Origin of the sequence: Burkholderia pyrrocinia (assembly GCF_001028665.1) — a bacterium.
Lineage (GTDB): Bacteria > Pseudomonadota > Gammaproteobacteria > Burkholderiales > Burkholderiaceae > Burkholderia > Burkholderia pyrrocinia.
Map to the genome: position 1 here is coordinate 2,119,281 of NZ_CP011503.1, position 15,234 is coordinate 2,134,514.

General features: G+C 68.6%; 12 protein-coding genes. 6 read left to right on the forward strand and 6 right to left on the reverse strand.

From position 1 onward, the window contains the following. Positions 1–22 precede the first annotated feature (22 nt). From ABD05_RS09725 to ABD05_RS09740, 4 genes are all read right to left on the reverse strand, one after another. Positions 23–1,192, reverse strand: coding sequence for an MFS transporter (locus ABD05_RS09725; RefSeq protein ID WP_047899934.1), 1,170 nt, complete (start codon positions 1,190–1,192; stop codon positions 23–25). A 239-nt stretch (positions 1,193–1,431) separates the two neighbouring features. Beyond that, entirely contained in the window at positions 1,432–2,196 is a 765-nt protein-coding gene (gene bluB, locus ABD05_RS09730) for a 5,6-dimethylbenzimidazole synthase (protein ID WP_047899935.1), read from the reverse strand. A 180-nt stretch (positions 2,197–2,376) separates the two neighbouring features. Beyond that, entirely contained in the window at positions 2,377–3,375 is a 999-nt protein-coding gene (locus ABD05_RS09735; RefSeq protein ID WP_047899936.1) for a 2-hydroxyacid dehydrogenase, read from the reverse strand. A gap of 30 nt (positions 3,376–3,405) precedes the next feature. Continuing rightward, complete coding sequence (locus ABD05_RS09740; RefSeq protein WP_047899937.1) at positions 3,406–4,389, reverse strand: LysR family transcriptional regulator; 984 nt, start codon at positions 4,387–4,389, stop codon at positions 3,406–3,408. 740 nt (positions 4,390–5,129) lie between these two features. On the opposite strand from ABD05_RS09740, the gene ABD05_RS09745 reads away from it, so the two are divergent. Continuing rightward, positions 5,130–6,341, forward strand: coding sequence for a pyridoxal-phosphate-dependent aminotransferase family protein (locus tag ABD05_RS09745; protein WP_047899938.1), 1,212 nt, complete (start codon positions 5,130–5,132; stop codon positions 6,339–6,341). A 57-nt stretch (positions 6,342–6,398) separates the two neighbouring features. On the opposite strand, the gene ABD05_RS09750 is transcribed toward ABD05_RS09745, so the two are convergent. Beyond that, positions 6,399–7,334: an AraC family transcriptional regulator gene (locus ABD05_RS09750; RefSeq protein ID WP_047899939.1), complete on the reverse strand. Its 936-nt coding sequence runs from the start codon at positions 7,332–7,334 to the stop codon at positions 6,399–6,401. Between the two features lie 136 nt (positions 7,335–7,470). On the opposite strand from ABD05_RS09750, the gene ABD05_RS09755 reads away from it, so the two are divergent. Continuing rightward, positions 7,471–8,361 (forward strand): DMT family transporter, encoded by an 891-nt coding sequence (locus ABD05_RS09755; RefSeq protein ID WP_047899940.1) that lies wholly within the window; start codon positions 7,471–7,473, stop codon positions 8,359–8,361. Positions 8,362–8,469: 108 nt separating this feature from the next. On the opposite strand, the gene ABD05_RS09760 is transcribed toward ABD05_RS09755, so the two are convergent. Further along, positions 8,470–9,684 (reverse strand): MFS transporter, encoded by a 1,215-nt coding sequence (locus tag ABD05_RS09760; protein ID WP_047899941.1) that lies wholly within the window; start codon positions 9,682–9,684, stop codon positions 8,470–8,472. 349 nt (positions 9,685–10,033) lie between these two features. Here ABD05_RS09760 and xdhA point away from each other — a divergent pair, with 349 nt between their 5' ends. From xdhA to ABD05_RS09780, 4 genes are all read left to right on the forward strand, one after another. Further along, positions 10,034–11,578, forward strand: coding sequence for a xanthine dehydrogenase small subunit (gene xdhA, locus ABD05_RS09765; protein WP_047899942.1), 1,545 nt, complete (start codon positions 10,034–10,036; stop codon positions 11,576–11,578). 18 nt (positions 11,579–11,596) lie between these two features. After that, positions 11,597–13,960 carry a xanthine dehydrogenase molybdopterin binding subunit gene (xdhB, locus tag ABD05_RS09770; RefSeq protein WP_047899943.1) on the forward strand — a complete coding sequence of 788 codons (2,364 nt, stop codon included), beginning with the start codon at positions 11,597–11,599 and terminating at the stop codon, positions 13,958–13,960. An 84-nt stretch (positions 13,961–14,044) separates the two neighbouring features. Further along, positions 14,045–14,662, forward strand: coding sequence for a xanthine dehydrogenase accessory protein XdhC (gene xdhC, locus ABD05_RS09775; protein ID WP_047899944.1), 618 nt, complete (start codon positions 14,045–14,047; stop codon positions 14,660–14,662). A gap of 158 nt (positions 14,663–14,820) precedes the next feature. Continuing rightward, on the forward strand, positions 14,821–15,222 hold the full coding sequence (locus tag ABD05_RS09780) for a nuclear transport factor 2 family protein (RefSeq protein ID WP_047899945.1): 402 nt from the start codon (positions 14,821–14,823) through the stop codon (positions 15,220–15,222). Positions 15,223–15,234: the final 12 nt, after the last annotated feature.

Here is a 15,234-nt window from a genome sequence, read left to right on the forward strand (position 1 = left end):
GCAACGAATGCGCGCGGTTGCGTTACACGTATTCGGTCGGCGCGGCCAGCGGGCGGCGTTCGAGCGACGCGGACCACAGCGTGAGCGCCAGCGCCGCGACAGCCATCGCGACGCCGACCCACGGCAGGCTCACGAGCGACACGCCGGAGCCGATCGCCATCCCGCCGAGCCACGCACCCGTCGCGTTGCCGAGGTTGAACGCGCCCTGGTTCAGTGTCGACGCGAGGTTCGGTGCGTCGCTCGCGCGATCGACGATCAGGATCTGCAGCGGCGGAACGATCGCGAACGCGAGGATGCCCCACACGAAGATCGTTGCGAGCGCGGCGAACGGCAAATGCATCGTGCCTGCGAACAGCGCGAGGACGATACCGATCAGCGCGAGCGTCGCGATCAGCGACGGCATCCGGCGCCAGTCGGCCAGCTTGCCGCCGAGCGTGCCGCCGACCGTCAGCCCGAGGCCGAACAGCAGCAGCACGTAGGTGACCTGACGCGGCGAGAAGCCGGTCACGTCCTCGAGGATCGGCGTGATGTACGTGAACACGCTGAACAGGCTCGCGGACGCGAGCACGCTGATGCCGAGCACCATCAGCACCTGCGGGTGCTTCAGCACGCTGAATTCGCGCGTGATGCTGGTGTCGGGCATCGCGAGGTTCTTGGGCAGGCAGACCGCGAGCGCGGCGGCCGCGGCGATGCCGATGCCGGTGACGGCCCAGAACGTCGCGCGCCAGCCGAACGCCTGGCCGAGCGCGGTGCCGAGCGGCACGCCGAGTACGTTCGCGAGCGTGAGGCCCGTGAACATCAGCGCGATTGCCTGCGCGCGGCGGTTCGGCGCGACGAGGTTGCTCGCGACCACCGAGCCGATCCCGAAGAACGCGCCGTGGCAGAACGCGGTGACGACGCGCGCGGCCATCAGCACCGCATAGCCCGGTGCGATCGCGCAGAACAGGTTGCCCGCGATGAACAGCCCGATCAGGCCCATCAGCGCGCGCTTGCGCGGCATCTTCGCGGTGACGATCGCGAGGATCGGCGCGCCGATCGTCACGCCGAGCGCGTAGCCCGACACGAGCATCCCGGCGGCCGGAATCGACACGCCGAGGTCGCGTGCGACGTTGGGCAGCAGCCCCATGATCACGAATTCGGTGGTACCGATTCCAAAAGCGGCGACGGCAAGGGCGAAAAGAGGCAAGGGCATCGCGGTAGGCTCGGGAAAAGCCGCCGCTCGGGCTGGCGCAGGATGCGCGGGACGGGCGGACGGGAAGGCGAACGACAGCGCGATTCTACTTCAGTGAAAACCCTTATGCTCGGGGCCAAAACGGATGTTGCCGGCGTGCGACGGGGCAGTGGGCGGGAAGCTCACAGTGTGGGAATCGGTGCTTGTGCGTGGACGCGGATTTACCGGGGGCGGAACGATGGTGGCTGCCGCGCCGCGCGTCAGGCTAGCCGTTCGGGTGACGCGTCGGTGAGCACGGCGGAGCGCGCCGGTTCGGCGCTGGCGTCCGATGTGCGAGGCGCATTTGCGTCCGCAGGCGACGCGGGCGATCCGGCGGCATCGATCGCGGCCGGATCGTCCCAGCCGTTTTCGAACAGGCATGCTTCGATCGGCATCCGCGCGGCCCAGCGCTCCTGCTCGAGCATCGGCTTCGCATAGAACGCGTCGACGTGTCCGACGCACAGCACGGCGATCGGCTTCGCGCCATCGGGCATCCGCAGCAGCGTGCGCAGCGCATCGACGTCGAACAGCGACACCCAGCCCATCCCGAGCCCTTCCGCGCGCGCCGCGAGCCACATGTTCTGGATCGCGCACGCGGCGGACGCGAGATCCATCTCCGGCAGCGTGCGGCGGCCGAATACGTGGCGCTCGCGACCGTCGGCAAGCGCGACGACCAGCAGCTCGCCGCATTCGCGCACGCCTTCGACCTTCAGCCGCATGAACTCGTCCTGGCGCTCGCCGAGCGCGTCGGCGGTCGCGCGGCGCTCGGCCTCGACCAGCGCGTGGATCGCGGTGCGCAGCGCGGGATCGGTGATGCGGATGAAGCGCCACGGCTGCATGAAGCCGACGCTCGGCGCGTGGTGCGCCGCGCGCAGCAAGCGCGCGAGCACGGCCGGATCGACGGGCGCCGGCGTGAAATGGCGCATGTCGCGCCGTTCGAAAATGGCGCGGTAGACGGCGGCGATGTCGGAGTCGTCGAAACGCATGAGCGGAAGGCGGCGGGGTAACGTCGGCGCAACGATAGCAGACGGCGCGCGGGAATCGTTACATCAGTCGAAACAAAGCGCGAAATTGTTCATGAAAAAGGCCGGTTGCGCAGCAGTGTGCGCAAGCAAACGATTGCGGTGGCGCCGGCAACCATCAAATGAGCCAATTTCGTCGATTTGTCAGCGAATCGCCGTCACGACGTTCTGCGGCGTGCCCGCATGCCAGGCCTCGATGTTCAGCAGCGTCGTATGCGCGATCTCCGCCAGCGCCTCGCGCGTGAAGAACGCCTGGTGCGACGTGACGATCACGTTCGGGAACGTCAGCAGGCGCGCGAGCACGTCGTCCTGCAGCGGCTGGTCGGAGTGATCCTCGAAGAAGAGCCCGCTTTCCTCCTCGTACACGTCGAGCCCGAGATGGCCGAGCTGGCCGCTCTTGAGCGCATCGATCAGCGCCTGTGCATCGACGAGGCCGCCGCGGCCGGTGTTGATCAGCATCGCGCCGTGCTTCATTCGCGCGAGCGTCTGTTCGTTGATCAGGTGGTGCGTCGACGGCAGCAGCGGACAGTGCAGGCTGACGATGTCTGCGTGGTGCAGCAACGCGTCGAGCTCGACATAGCGTGCGCCGAACGCGATCAGCTCGTCGTTGTACGGCGGCACCGAGTGGGCGAGCACGTGCATCCCGAAGCCCATCATGATCTTCGCGAACACGCTGCCGATGATGCCGGTGCCGATCACGCCGACGGTCTTGCCGTGCAGGTCGAAGCCGAGCAGGCCGTTCAGCGAGAAGTCGCCTTCGCGGGTGCGCGCGACGGCGCGCGGCAGGCGGCGGTTGAGCGCGAGGATCAGCGCGACCGCGTGCTCGGCGACCGCATGCGGCGAATACGCGGGCACGCGCACGACCGTGATGCCGAGCCGCTCGGCGGCCGCGAGGTCGACATGGTTGAAGCCCGCCGAGCGCAGCGCGATCAGGCGCGTGCCGCCGTCCGCCAGCCGCTCGAGCACGGCCGCGTCGACCGTGTCGTTGACGAACGGGCAGACGACGTCATGACCATGCGCGAGGATCGCGGTCTCCGCGTCGAGGTGCGACGGCTGGAAGTGCAGCCGATAGCCGAACTGCCGGTTGGCGGCGGCAAACGAATCGTCGTCGTACTGCCGGCTGCTGAACAGGATCACGCGCACGCTGCACCTCCGATGGCTGACGCGCGCAGTTTACTGCAGGCCCGTGACGATGTCGGAGCGCTCGGGGCCGCGCGGCGGACGCCGGAAGCCGTAATCCACCCGCTCGCGGGCCGACTGCGCGCTGAAGTGGTCGAGCGCGTGCTCGACGAAGCTGCGCGTGCGGGCCGGCACGTACTGGCGATTCGGATAGACGAGCGACAGTTGCGCGTCCGGATCGTCGATCCGGTAGCCGGGCAGCAGCCGCACGAGCGTGCCGTTGTTGAGCGCGTCGGCAACGCACGGCTCGGGCAGGACCGCGATGCCGGCGCCGGCTACGGCGGCGGCCTGGACGAGCGCAAGCTGGTTGACCGTGCAGGCCGGACGCACCGTGACGGAATGTGCGACGCCGTCGTGGCCGACCAGCTGCCACGCGGGCGCGTGCTGGTGCGGGGCGAGCGCGACCCAGTCGTGGCCCGGCAGGTCGTCGGGCGCGCGCGGCTCGCCGCGCCGGTCGAGATAGGCCGGCGCCGCGCAGGCGACGAACGGGTTCGGCGCGAGCGCATGGCCGATCAGCGACGGGTTGCCGTCGAGCCGGTTGCCCGTGACGATGCCGACGTCGTAGCCGGAATCGAGCACGTCGAGCGGCCCTTCGGCGACGGTCAGCTGCACGCGCAGTTCAGGGTAGCGGTGCCGGAAGCTGCTGACGAGCGGCGTCAGCGCGAGCGGCGACAGCAGGCCCGACGCGACGACGCGCAGCGTGCCGGCCGGTTCGCGCACGGCATGCGCGACGGACGACTCGAGGTGGTCGAATTCCTCGAGCAGCGCGCGGCAACCGTCGAGGTAGCGCACGCCCGCCTCGGTGAGTGACAGGTTGCGCGTGGTGCGGTGGATCAGCCGTGTGTTCAGGTGGCCCTCGAGCATCGCGATCGAACGCGTGACGAGCGCATTGGACACGCCGAGATGGTGCGCTGCGCGCCGGAAGCTCTGCTGCTCGGCGACACAGACGAATACACGCATGGTCTGAATCTGGTTCATGGCTCGCGTATTTCTGGCCCGGTTGATTGATTATGGTTGTGGTTTTTCGCCGCGCAACCTCGAAAAGGCATCGTGCGGCACCCAGTTCTCCCGCGTATCGAAAAATCGGTTTTCGATTCCGCAGACGATTGTCAAATACAGATGCTATATCCGTCAACCTGAGAAAACGGGCGGGTTGCGGAAAATCGAAATCGCGAGTACCGGTTAAATGTCGGGCTGTCTCGTGTGCCTGCCGTTCAAAGGCGGCGGAGTATTGGATTATGTGTCGGATCGGCGAATAATTCGTATGTTAATCAATTGGTTGTTCGCGATTCGAGCAGGTTTGTTCCGGTAATAAGATCGATCGACCCCCAATATATGCAGCAATAATGGATGTTTTTTGCCGTGTGCAGGTTTTGCGTACCGCATTCCGTGCGGCGATTTTTAGCGGGCAGCCAGTCTATTTCGTTCGATACCCAAGTCGTGTTGAACCGTCGGCATCGATGAAACACGTCGATATTGACGGAGAAAATCACGAACATGGAACCGTTTCGCAACCGGCCGGCAATGCCATTCCGATCCGGAATGCCGGCGCGCGACGCTTGCGCGGCCGGCTGGCCCGGTCCGGCGACCGGGCCACCGTCGCGCTGTCCGGCCGCGCGTGCCTCTTGCGCGAGGCCGCGGAACGCGGAATGATCGATCAGTTCGCCATGCAGCGCGGCGGGCGCCCGTGCATTTCCTTTCCTCGACTCTTACCAGCCATGTCCATCGATTACTCGCCGATTCCCTGTCCCGTCGTCGTGCCGCTCGACGCGATCCTGCCCGAAGAACCGCTGCTGATGATGGGGGCCGGCCCGGTCCCGATCCCGGCCGCCGTCGCGAAGGCGAACACGATCGTGATCAACCACCTCGGCGCGACGATGGCGAAGATCATCGAGCAGGTGAAGGAGATGGCGCGCTATGTGTTCCAGACCCGCACGAAGTGGGTGCTCGGCGTCGCGGGCCCCGGCTCGGCCGCGATGGAAATGGCGATCTCGAACCTCGCCTGGCGCGGCACGCGCGTGCTGTCGATCCGCAACGGCTTCTTCAGCGCGCGGATGGCCGAGATGGCCACGCGCGTCGGCGCCGACGTCGCGACGCTCGAAGTGGCCGACCGCGCGGTCGCGAGCCTCGACGAGGTCGCGGATGCGATCGCGCGCGAGCGGCCCGAGATCGTCACGATCGTGCAGGGCGAGACGTCGAACACCGTGTGGAACCGCGACCTGCGCGACATCGCGGCGCTCGCGAAGGCGGCCGGCGCGCTGGTCGTCGTCGATGCGGTGTGCACGCTGTCGACGATGCCGCTCGACATGGATGCGTGGGGCATCGACGCGGTGATCACCGGCGGCCAGAAGGGGCTGTCGTCGATCCCGGGCGTGTCGCTGATCGCGTTTTCCGACGCCGCGTGGGAGCGCATGAAGCATCGCCCCGAACCGAACACGCACTGGTGCCTCGACATGGCGCTCGCGGAGAACTTCTGGCACAACGCCGGCTATCACTACACGGCGCCCGTGTCGGGCGTGCTCGCGCTGCACGAGGCGCTGCGGCTGGTTTGCGCGGAAACGCTCGAAAGCCGCTTCGCGCGGCACCTGCGCTGCTCGCTCGCGCTGCAGGCGGGTGTCGAGGCGATGGGCCTCAAGCTCTATGCGCCGAAGGATTGCCGGCTCAATTCGGTGGTCGGGATCGAGACGCCGGAAGGGCTCACGCCCGGGATGGTCTGCGGCCATATCTCGAAGCAGTACCAGGTCGAGATCTCCGGCTCGTTCGGGTTGCCGATCGTGCGGATCGGGCAGATGGGCGAGCAGTGCCGCGAACACAACCTGTTCCGCACGCTGCACGCGTTCGGCCGCACGATGGTCGACCTGAAGGTGCCGGTCGACCTGCCGGCCGGTGTCGCGGCGCTCGAACAGGAACTGTCGCAACGCGGCGTGTAACGGCGCAAGGGGCCAACCGGCCTCGGTGGCCGGCTGGCCGCGATCGGTCGATCGCGCTCAGCGGCCTTGCATCGCGCGCCGGTACGTATTCGGCGTCGTGCCGTGTGCGTCGCGAAAGCGATGGCTGAAGTGGGCGGCGTTCGCATACCCGCAGTCGGCCGCGACCTGTGCGAGCGGCAGCGACGTCGTGCGCAGCAGCTCGCGCGCCCGCGCGAGCCGCTGCTCGGCGACCCACGCATGCGGCGCGCGGCCGAACGACAGCCGGAACATCCGCGAGAAGTGATATTCGGACAGCGCGGCGACGTCGGCCAGTTCGCCGAGCGTCAGCGGCTGCGTCAGGTACGTGTCGATGTAGTCGCGCACGCGGCGGCGCACGGCCGGCGCAAGCCCGCCGCGGAACGACGCGTCGGTGCGCGTCGTGCTCTGCCCGCGCAGCAGCAGGCTCAGCACCTCGTGCGCGGTTTCGTTCACACGCAGCCGCTCGTCGGCATCGTCCCAGCCGTCCAGCGCGAGCGAGCGCAGCAGCGCGGCGACGCGCGCATCCTCGAAATAGGTGCGGTCGGCGAGCTTCAGCTCGCGCGGCTCGCGGTCGAGTTCGCGGATCGCGCGCTGCGTGAAGTGCTCGGGCAGGAAATACAGGTGGATGAAGTGCATCTCGCCGCGCACCCACCAGCGCGATTCGTGGTCGCCCGGCAGCGCGCACAGCAGGCTCGGCGCGCCGTAGCGCGGCACGCGTTCGCGTTCGGTCCGGTAGCCGCCGTCGAGGTAGCACGACAGCGTGTGGTGGCCGGGCTGCTCGTAGATCGTCTCGCTTTCGTCGGTGATCCGTGTCCATTCGGCGATCGCGAGATGGTCGCCGAGCCACGCGAAGCGCTCGAGCGTCGCGTTCGCGTCGGCGAGCGTGCGGCACACCGACTGCAGGCCGAACGGCAAATCGCCGCCGGCCAGGGGGGCGGCGCGGTCGACGGGCGGGGCGGAGAGGGAGAAGCTCATGATGCGCCGAGTATAAGCGGGCGCGCGGCACCGGGTGCGACCGCCCGGAAAAGACCGCAATTCCGGACAATCGGCGCGCGCCGCACGGCGGCATAGTCGGGATCCCGTTTCATCCGATTTCCGGACCGCCACCGCCATGAACCTGTCGCTTTATTTCGTCACCGTGCTGATCTGGGGCACCACCTGGATCGCGATCAAATGGCAGCTCGGCTCCGTGCCGCCGCCCGTGTCGATCGCGTGGCGCTTCTGGCTCGCGGCCGCCGTGCTGTTCGCGCTGCTGCGCATGATGCGCCGGCCGGTCCGCCCGCCGCGCGAAGCGTGGCGCTACCTCGTCGCGCAGGGCTTCGCGCTGTTCTGCCTGAATTTCCTGTGCTTCTACTACGCGGAGCAGGTCGTGCCGAGCGGGCTCGTCGCGGTGATCTTCTCGACCGCGCCGCTGCTGAACTCGATCAACGGCCGGCTGTTCATGGGCCGCCCGCTGCGGCCGTCGGCGATTGCCGGCGCGCTGCTCGGCCTGGTCGGCATCGCGTGCCTGTTCTGGCAGCAGATGGCCGGCCATCTCGACGACCACGCGACCTGGATCGGGCTCGCAATCGCATTCGCGGGCACGATGTGCTTCTCGGCCGGCAACCTGCTGTCGAGCCGGATGCAGTCGATGGGGCTGCACCCGCTCGCGACCAACGGCTGGGCGATGCTGATCGGCGCGGCGATCCTGACCGTCGGCAGCGCGGTAGCCGGGATGCCGTTCGCGCCCGACATGAGCCCGCGTTATCTCGGCGCGCTCGTCTACCTCGCCGTGCCGGGCTCGGTGATCGGCTTCACCGCGTACCTGACGCTCGTCGGCCGGATCGGGCCGGAGCGCGCCGCGTACTGCACGGTGCTGTTCCCGATCGTCGCGCTGGCCGTGTCGACGGTGTTCGAGGGCTACCAGTGGTCGCCGCTCGCGGTGCTCGGGCTGCTGCTCGTCGTGGCCGGCAATCTCGTCGCGTTCGACCTGACGCGCCGGCTGTTTCTCCGGACGGCCTGAGCGCGCCGGCCTCTGCATAAAAAAACGCCTGCGCGATGCAGGCGTTTTGTTTTTGGGGCGACGGTGTCGCGTCTTCCGCGACCTGCCGCCCTGCGGCGAGCAGCGTGATCAGGCAGCCGCGCCGCTGCCGGCAACACGCGCCTGCCGCTGGTACAGCACCATCGACAGCGCGACGCCCGCGGCGGCGGCCGCCGCCGCGAACAGGAACACCTGCGGATAGCCGAACGCGCCCGCGACATAGCCGGCGAGCGGGCCCGTGATGCCGAGCGACAGGTCGAGGAACACCGAGTACGCGGACAGCGCCGCGCCGCGGCTCGCAGGCGGCACGAGCGCGACGGCCTCGACGCCGAGCGCCGGGAAGATCAGCGCGAAGCCGAAGCCCGTCAGCGCGGCGCCGACGAGCGCGACGTGCGGCACCGGCGCGAGCCACAGCAGCACGAGGCCCGAGCATTCGAACGCGAACGACACGATCGCGACGCGGAAGCCGCCGTAGGTCTTGATCGTGTTCGCGAACAGCAGGCGCGCGCCGATGAACAGCGTGCCGAACACGGTCAGCGACAGCGCGGCGTTCGGCCAGTGGCGCGCCGCGTAGTACAGCGTGACGAAGGTCGCGATCGAGCCGAAGCCGGCCGAGCCGAGCGCGAGGCCGAGGCCGTGCGGCAGCACGCGCGTGAACACGCTCGCATACGACATCCGTTCGCCGTGCACGAGCGGCACGGAATCGATCAGGCGCGCGAGGTAGAAGCCGGCCGCGGCGAGCGCGATCACGATCACGCCGATCAGGGCCGGATTCAGCGTATGCGCGATCGCGACGCCGACCGGCGCGCCGAGCGCGAGCGCGCCGTAGGTCGCGATGCCGTTCCACGAGATCACCTTCGCGTTGTGCGTGACGCCGACCCGGCCGATGCCCCACAGGATCGCGCCGGTGCCGCACAGGCTTTCGCCGACGCCGAGCACGAGCCGGCTCGCGACCAGCAGCACGAGGCTCGCGACCGGCCAGTGCGCGAGCAGCAGCGCGACGAGCAGCAGCACGCCCGACACGCCGCAGCCGACCAGCCCGCGCAGCACCGTCTGCTTCGGGCCGAGCGTATCGGCGAAGCGCCCGGCGAGCGGCCGCGACGCGAGCGTCGCGAAGTACTGGACGCTGATCGCGCCGCCCGCGACGATCGCGGAAAAGCCGAGGTCGTCATGGACGAAGCCCGGCAGCACCGCGAGCGGCAGGCCGATGGTCAGGTAGCAGATGAACGTGAAGCAGACGACGGACACGATTTGCAGCGTGACCGCGAACCCGCTGCGCGGTGGTGTGGCGGAGTCGGTAGACATGGGGTCGGAACGAATGAGCGAAACGGAGCGAGACGAAACGGAAGACGGCGCAAAAAGGAATCGGGATTTTCCCATGGAACCGGTTTTCACGCAGGTACCATTTAGTTAATCGCGACCCGTTTTCGCGCGCAAAGGATCGGTGTCGGCACGTCGGAAAGGCCGGCAGGGCACCGTGCGGAAAGGGCGCCGGGCGGCCCCGGGCTCATATCGCGGCAGTTATATGGGCCCCATGCGTGATGGGCTATGGGTTGCGAAATTTGATGGTGATAGCGTGCAAACTGTCAGAAAGACGTCGGTCGAGCGCTTCGCGCAGGCCGCCTAGCCCCCCAATTTGAAGAATCATCGAGACATGAGTGAGCCGATCCGCTTCTACCATCGTCACGCGATCCGCGAAGTCAGCGGCGCGGACGTCACCCGCACCGTGCTGCAGTACCTGCGCGAGGACGCGCATTGCACCGGCACCAAGGAAGGCTGCGCGGAAGGCGACTGCGGCGCGTGCACGGTCGTCGTCGGCGAGCTGACCGACGCCGGCGCGGTCGAGTTCAAGGCCGTCAACGCGTGCATCCAGTTCCTGCCGACGCTCGACGGCAAGGCGCTGCTGACGGTCGAGGACCTGCGCCAGCCGGACGGCGCGCTGCATCCGGTGCAGCAGGCGATGGTCGACTGCCACGGTTCGCAATGCGGGTTCTGCACGCCCGGCTTCGTGATGTCGATGTGGGCGCTGTACGAGAAGCACGGCCACGAAGGCTGCGGCAGCGCGTGCACGAAGGCGAAGGACGTGCCGACGCGCACCGAGATCGCCGACGCGCTGACGGGCAACCTGTGCCGCTGCACCGGCTATCGCCCGATCGTCGATGCGGCCGTGCAGATGTTCGATGCACCGGCGCCGTCGGCGCCGGTCGACACCGCCGCGCTGGCCCGCACGCTCGCATCGCTCAAGCGCGACGACACATTCGACTACGCGACGATCAACGGCGCGCGCTTCGCGGCGCCGCGCACGCTCGACGCGCTGGCCGCGCTGAAGGCCGAGCGGCCCGATGCGCGCATCCTCGCGGGCAGCACCGACATCGGCCTGTGGGTCACGAAGCAGATGCGCCGGCTCGACGACCTGATCTACGTCGGCCAGATCGCCGAACTGCAGCGCGTCGTGGAGCGCGGCGACTGGATCGAGATCGGCGCGGGCGTGACGGTCGAGAACGCGTATGCGGCACTGGCCGGCACGTATCCGGAGCTGACCGAGATGTGGAAGCGCTTCGCGTCGCTGCCGATCCGCAACGCGGGCACGCTCGGCGGCAACGTCGCGAACGGCTCGCCGATCGGCGATTCGATGCCCGGCCTGATCGCGCTCGGTGCGCGCGTCGTGCTGCGCGGGGGCGACACGGTGCGCGAGCTGCCGCTCGAGGCGCTCTACACGGGCTACCAGCAGAAGGACATGGCGCCGCACGAATTCGTCGTCGGCGTGAAGGTGCCGACCCGCAGCGGCGCGCGCGCAAAGCTGCAGTTCCGCACGTACAAGCTGTCGAAGCGGTTCGACTCCGACATCTCGGCCGTGTGCGCGGCGTTCGCGTTCATCGCGGACGGCGACACGATCCGCGAGCCGCGCATCGCGTTCGGCGGGATGGCCGCGACGCCGAAGCGCGCGACGCAAACGGAAGCCGTGCTCGACGGCGCGCTGTGGCACGAAGCCACCGCGCAGGCCGCGATGCAGGCGCTCGAGCGCGACTACCAGCCGCTGTCCGACATGCGCGCGACGAGCACGTACCGCCTCGATACCGCGAAGAACCTGATGTATCGCTTCTGGCTGGAGACGCGCCCGCACGACCCGCTGCCGCCGCAAGCCCTGAATGTGCGTGAAGTGGCCGCGGAAGTCGGCACCGACGCGGCGCGCGTCTGAAGACGGAGAACACCGAAGATGAACCAGCAAGCAGAACCGTTCCTGAGTACCCTCGACCCGCAAGCCGACGCCGCGCAGGTCCACGTATCGCGCGCGCACGAATCCGCGCACCTGCACGTCAGCGGGCGTGCCACCTACACCGACGACATTCCGGTCGTCGCGGGCACGTTGCACGCGGCGCTCGGATTGTCGGCGAAGCCGCACGCGAAGATCGTGTCGATGAACTTCGACGCGGTGCGCGCGACGCCGGGCGTGGTCGCCGTGTTCACGGCCGACGATATCCCGGGCGTCAACGATTGCGGCCCGATCATCCACGACGACCCGGTGCTCGCCAACGGCATCGTGCAGTTCGTCGGCCAGCCGATGTTCATTGTGGTCGCGACGTCGCATGAAACCGCGCGGCTCGCCGCGCGCCGCGCGAAGGTCGACTACGAGGAGCTGCCCGCGATCCTGACCGCGCAGGAAGCGCGTAAGGCCGAAACCTACGTGATCCCGCCGCTGAAGCTCGCGCGCGGCGACGCGGCCGCGCGGCTCGCCGCGGCGCCGCACCGCGAGTCGGGCGAAATGCTGCTCGGCGGCCAGGAGCAGTTCTACCTGGAAGGGCAGATCGCATACGCGGTGCCGAAGGACGACGACGGGATGCACGTGTACTGCTCGACGCAGCACCCGAGCGAGATGCAGCACCTCGTCGCGCACGTGCTCGGCGTCGCGTCGCACAACGTGCTGGTCGAATGCCGCCGGATGGGCGGCGGGTTCGGCGGCAAGGAATCGCAGTCGGGCCTGTTCGCGTGCTGCGCGGCGCTCGCCGCGTGGAAGCTGCTGTGCCCGGTGAAGCTGCGTCCGGACCGCGACGACGACATGATGATCACGGGCAAGCGGCACGACTTCCATTACCGCTTCGACGTCGGTTACGACGACGACGGCCGCCTCGACGGCGTGGCGCTCGACATGACGTCGCGCTGCGGCTTCTCGGCCGACCTGTCGGGCCCGGTGATGACGCGCGCGGTGTGTCACTTCGACAACGCGTACTGGCTGGGCGACGTCGACATCGCCGGTTATTGCGGCAAGACCAACACGCAGTCGAACACCGCGTTCCGCGGCTTCGGCGGCCCGCAGGGCGCGTTCGCGATCGAGTACATCCTCGACGACGTCGCGCGCTCGCTCGACCGCGATCCGCTCGACGTCCGCTACGCGAACCTGTACGGCAAGACCGAACGCAACGTGACGCCGTACGGGCAGACGGTCGAGGACAACGTGCTGCAGGAGCTGCTCGGCGAACTCGAGACGACGAGCGACTACCGCGCACGGCGCGCGGGCGTGCGCGAATTCAATGCACGCAACACGGTGCTGAAGAAGGGCATCGCGCTCACGCCGGTGAAGTTCGGGATCGCGTTCAACGTCACGCACTTCAACCAGGCCGGCGCGCTGGTGCACATCTACACCGACGGCTCGGTGCTCGTGAACCACGGCGGCACGGAGATGGGGCAGGGGCTCAACACGAAGGTCGCGCAGGTCGTCGCGCACGAGCTCGGCATCCGCTTCGGCCGGATCCGCGTGACGGCGACCGACACGAGCAAGGTCGCGAACACGTCCGCGACGGCCGCGTCGACGGGCTCGGACCTGAACGGCAAGGCCGCGCAGGATGCGGCGCGCCAGTTGCGCGAGCGGCTCGCGGTGTTCGCGGCGAAGCAGTACGGCGACGGCAACGTCGATGCGGCCGACGTGAAGTTCGGCAACGACGTCGTATGGGTCGGCGGCCACGGCGTGCCGTTCGGCGAAGTGATCGCGAAGGCCTACCTTGCACGTGTGCAGTTGTGGTCCGACGGTTTCTACGCGACGCCGAAGCTGTACTGGGATCAGTCGAAGCTGCGGGGCCGGCCGTTCTACTACTACTCGTACGGCGCGGCCGTGTCGGAAGTCGTGATCGATACGTTGACGGGCGAGATGCGCACGCTGCGCGTCGATGCGCTGCACGACGTGGGCGCGTCGCTGAACCCGGCGCTCGACATCGGCCAGGTCGAAGGCGCGTTCATCCAGGGGATGGGCTGGCTGACGACCGAGGAATTGTGGTGGAACAAGGGCGGCAAGCTGATGACGCATGCGCCGTCCACGTACAAGATCCCGACCGTCAACGACACGCCGCCCGAATTCAACGTGCGGCTGTTCGAGAATCGCAACGTCGAGGACAGCATTCACCGGTCGAAGGCCGTCGGCGAGCCGCCGCTGCTGCTGCCGTTCTCGGTGTTCTTCGCGGTGCGCGACGCGATCGCGGCGGTCGGCGATTACAAGGTCAACCCGCCGCTCGATGCGCCGGCCACCGGCGAGTCGATCCTGCGCGCGGTGAGTGCGGTGCGTGCGGCGCGCGCGGGTCAGGCAGGCTGATATGAAACGCCCCCCGCGCTCACTTTGTTCGCTGCTCCCCGAGGGGGCAGTCAGCCTCCTTGGGGCGGCACGGCGGAGGCTGACATGAACGGGCCCGCACGTTCGCTTCGCGCCGCGTCGAACCCGGCGTTCGCGCAGGGCACCGGCCAGCGCAACCGCGCGACCGGCGCGCCGGCGCCGATGCACATCGTGCTGTTCGGTGCCGGGCACGTCGGTCACGCGCTCGTCACGCTGCTCGGCGCGCTGCCGTGCGTCGTGCAGTGGGTCGACACGCGCGACGAGCTGTTCCCGGACGAATGTCCGCCGAACGTGCAGCCGGAGCCGACCGACACGCCGGAGGCCGTCGTCGACGCGGCGCCGCCCGGCGCGTACTTCCTCGTGATGACGCACAACCACGCGCTCGACTTCTCGCTCGCCGCGCAGATCATGCGGCGGCGCGACTATGCGTACTTCGGGATGATCGGCTCGCGCACCAAGCGCGTGAAGTTCGAGCGCCGGCTCGCGGCGCGCGGCGTCGATCCGGCGCGGCTCGTGGAGATGGTGTGCCCGATCGGCGTCGCGGGCATCGTCGACAAGGCGCCGGGCGCGATCGCGGTGGCCGTGTGCGCGGAGCTGCTGCAGGTGCGCTCGGGCATGCCGGTGGCCGGCGCGAAGGCGGCCGCGGCAGGGCGCGCGCGCGACGACGTGTCCTGCGCGCGGTAACGCTGCAAGGCACATTCCCCGGTTTGGGAAAATTCATTCGTGGGGCCAGCGCAAGCCCGTTATAAGCGGGAACAGGCCGTAGCGCACGGCCGCGCGTTTTTGCATACACTGCACGGCAACGCGCGGCATCGGGCCGCGCTTTTTTCCGTGCAGGCGCCATGTCCGATCACCCGATCTATCTCGACGCGCTCGATGCGAGCCTCGTCGCCATCGAGCGCTGGCTGTCCGGCGTCGACACCGCGCCTGCGGCGCTCGACGCGCTGCTCGCACCGTTCTCCACCGGTTTCACGATGACCCTCACCGATGGCCGCGTAGTCGACCGCGAAGGCACGCGCGCGCTGTTCGCGAAGCTCGCCGGCGCGAAGCCGGGGCTGCGCATCACGCTGTCGGAAATCCGCGTGCTCGCGGCCGACGCATCGCATGCGGTGATCACCTATCTCGAAGCGCAGCACGCGGCATCGGGCGAGCTGCCCGCGCGTCGCGCGACCGCCGTGTTCGAACGCGACGCGGCGGGCGTCGTGCGCTGGACCCATCTGCAGGAAACCTTCTGCACGGCCTGAGCGGCCGCGCCG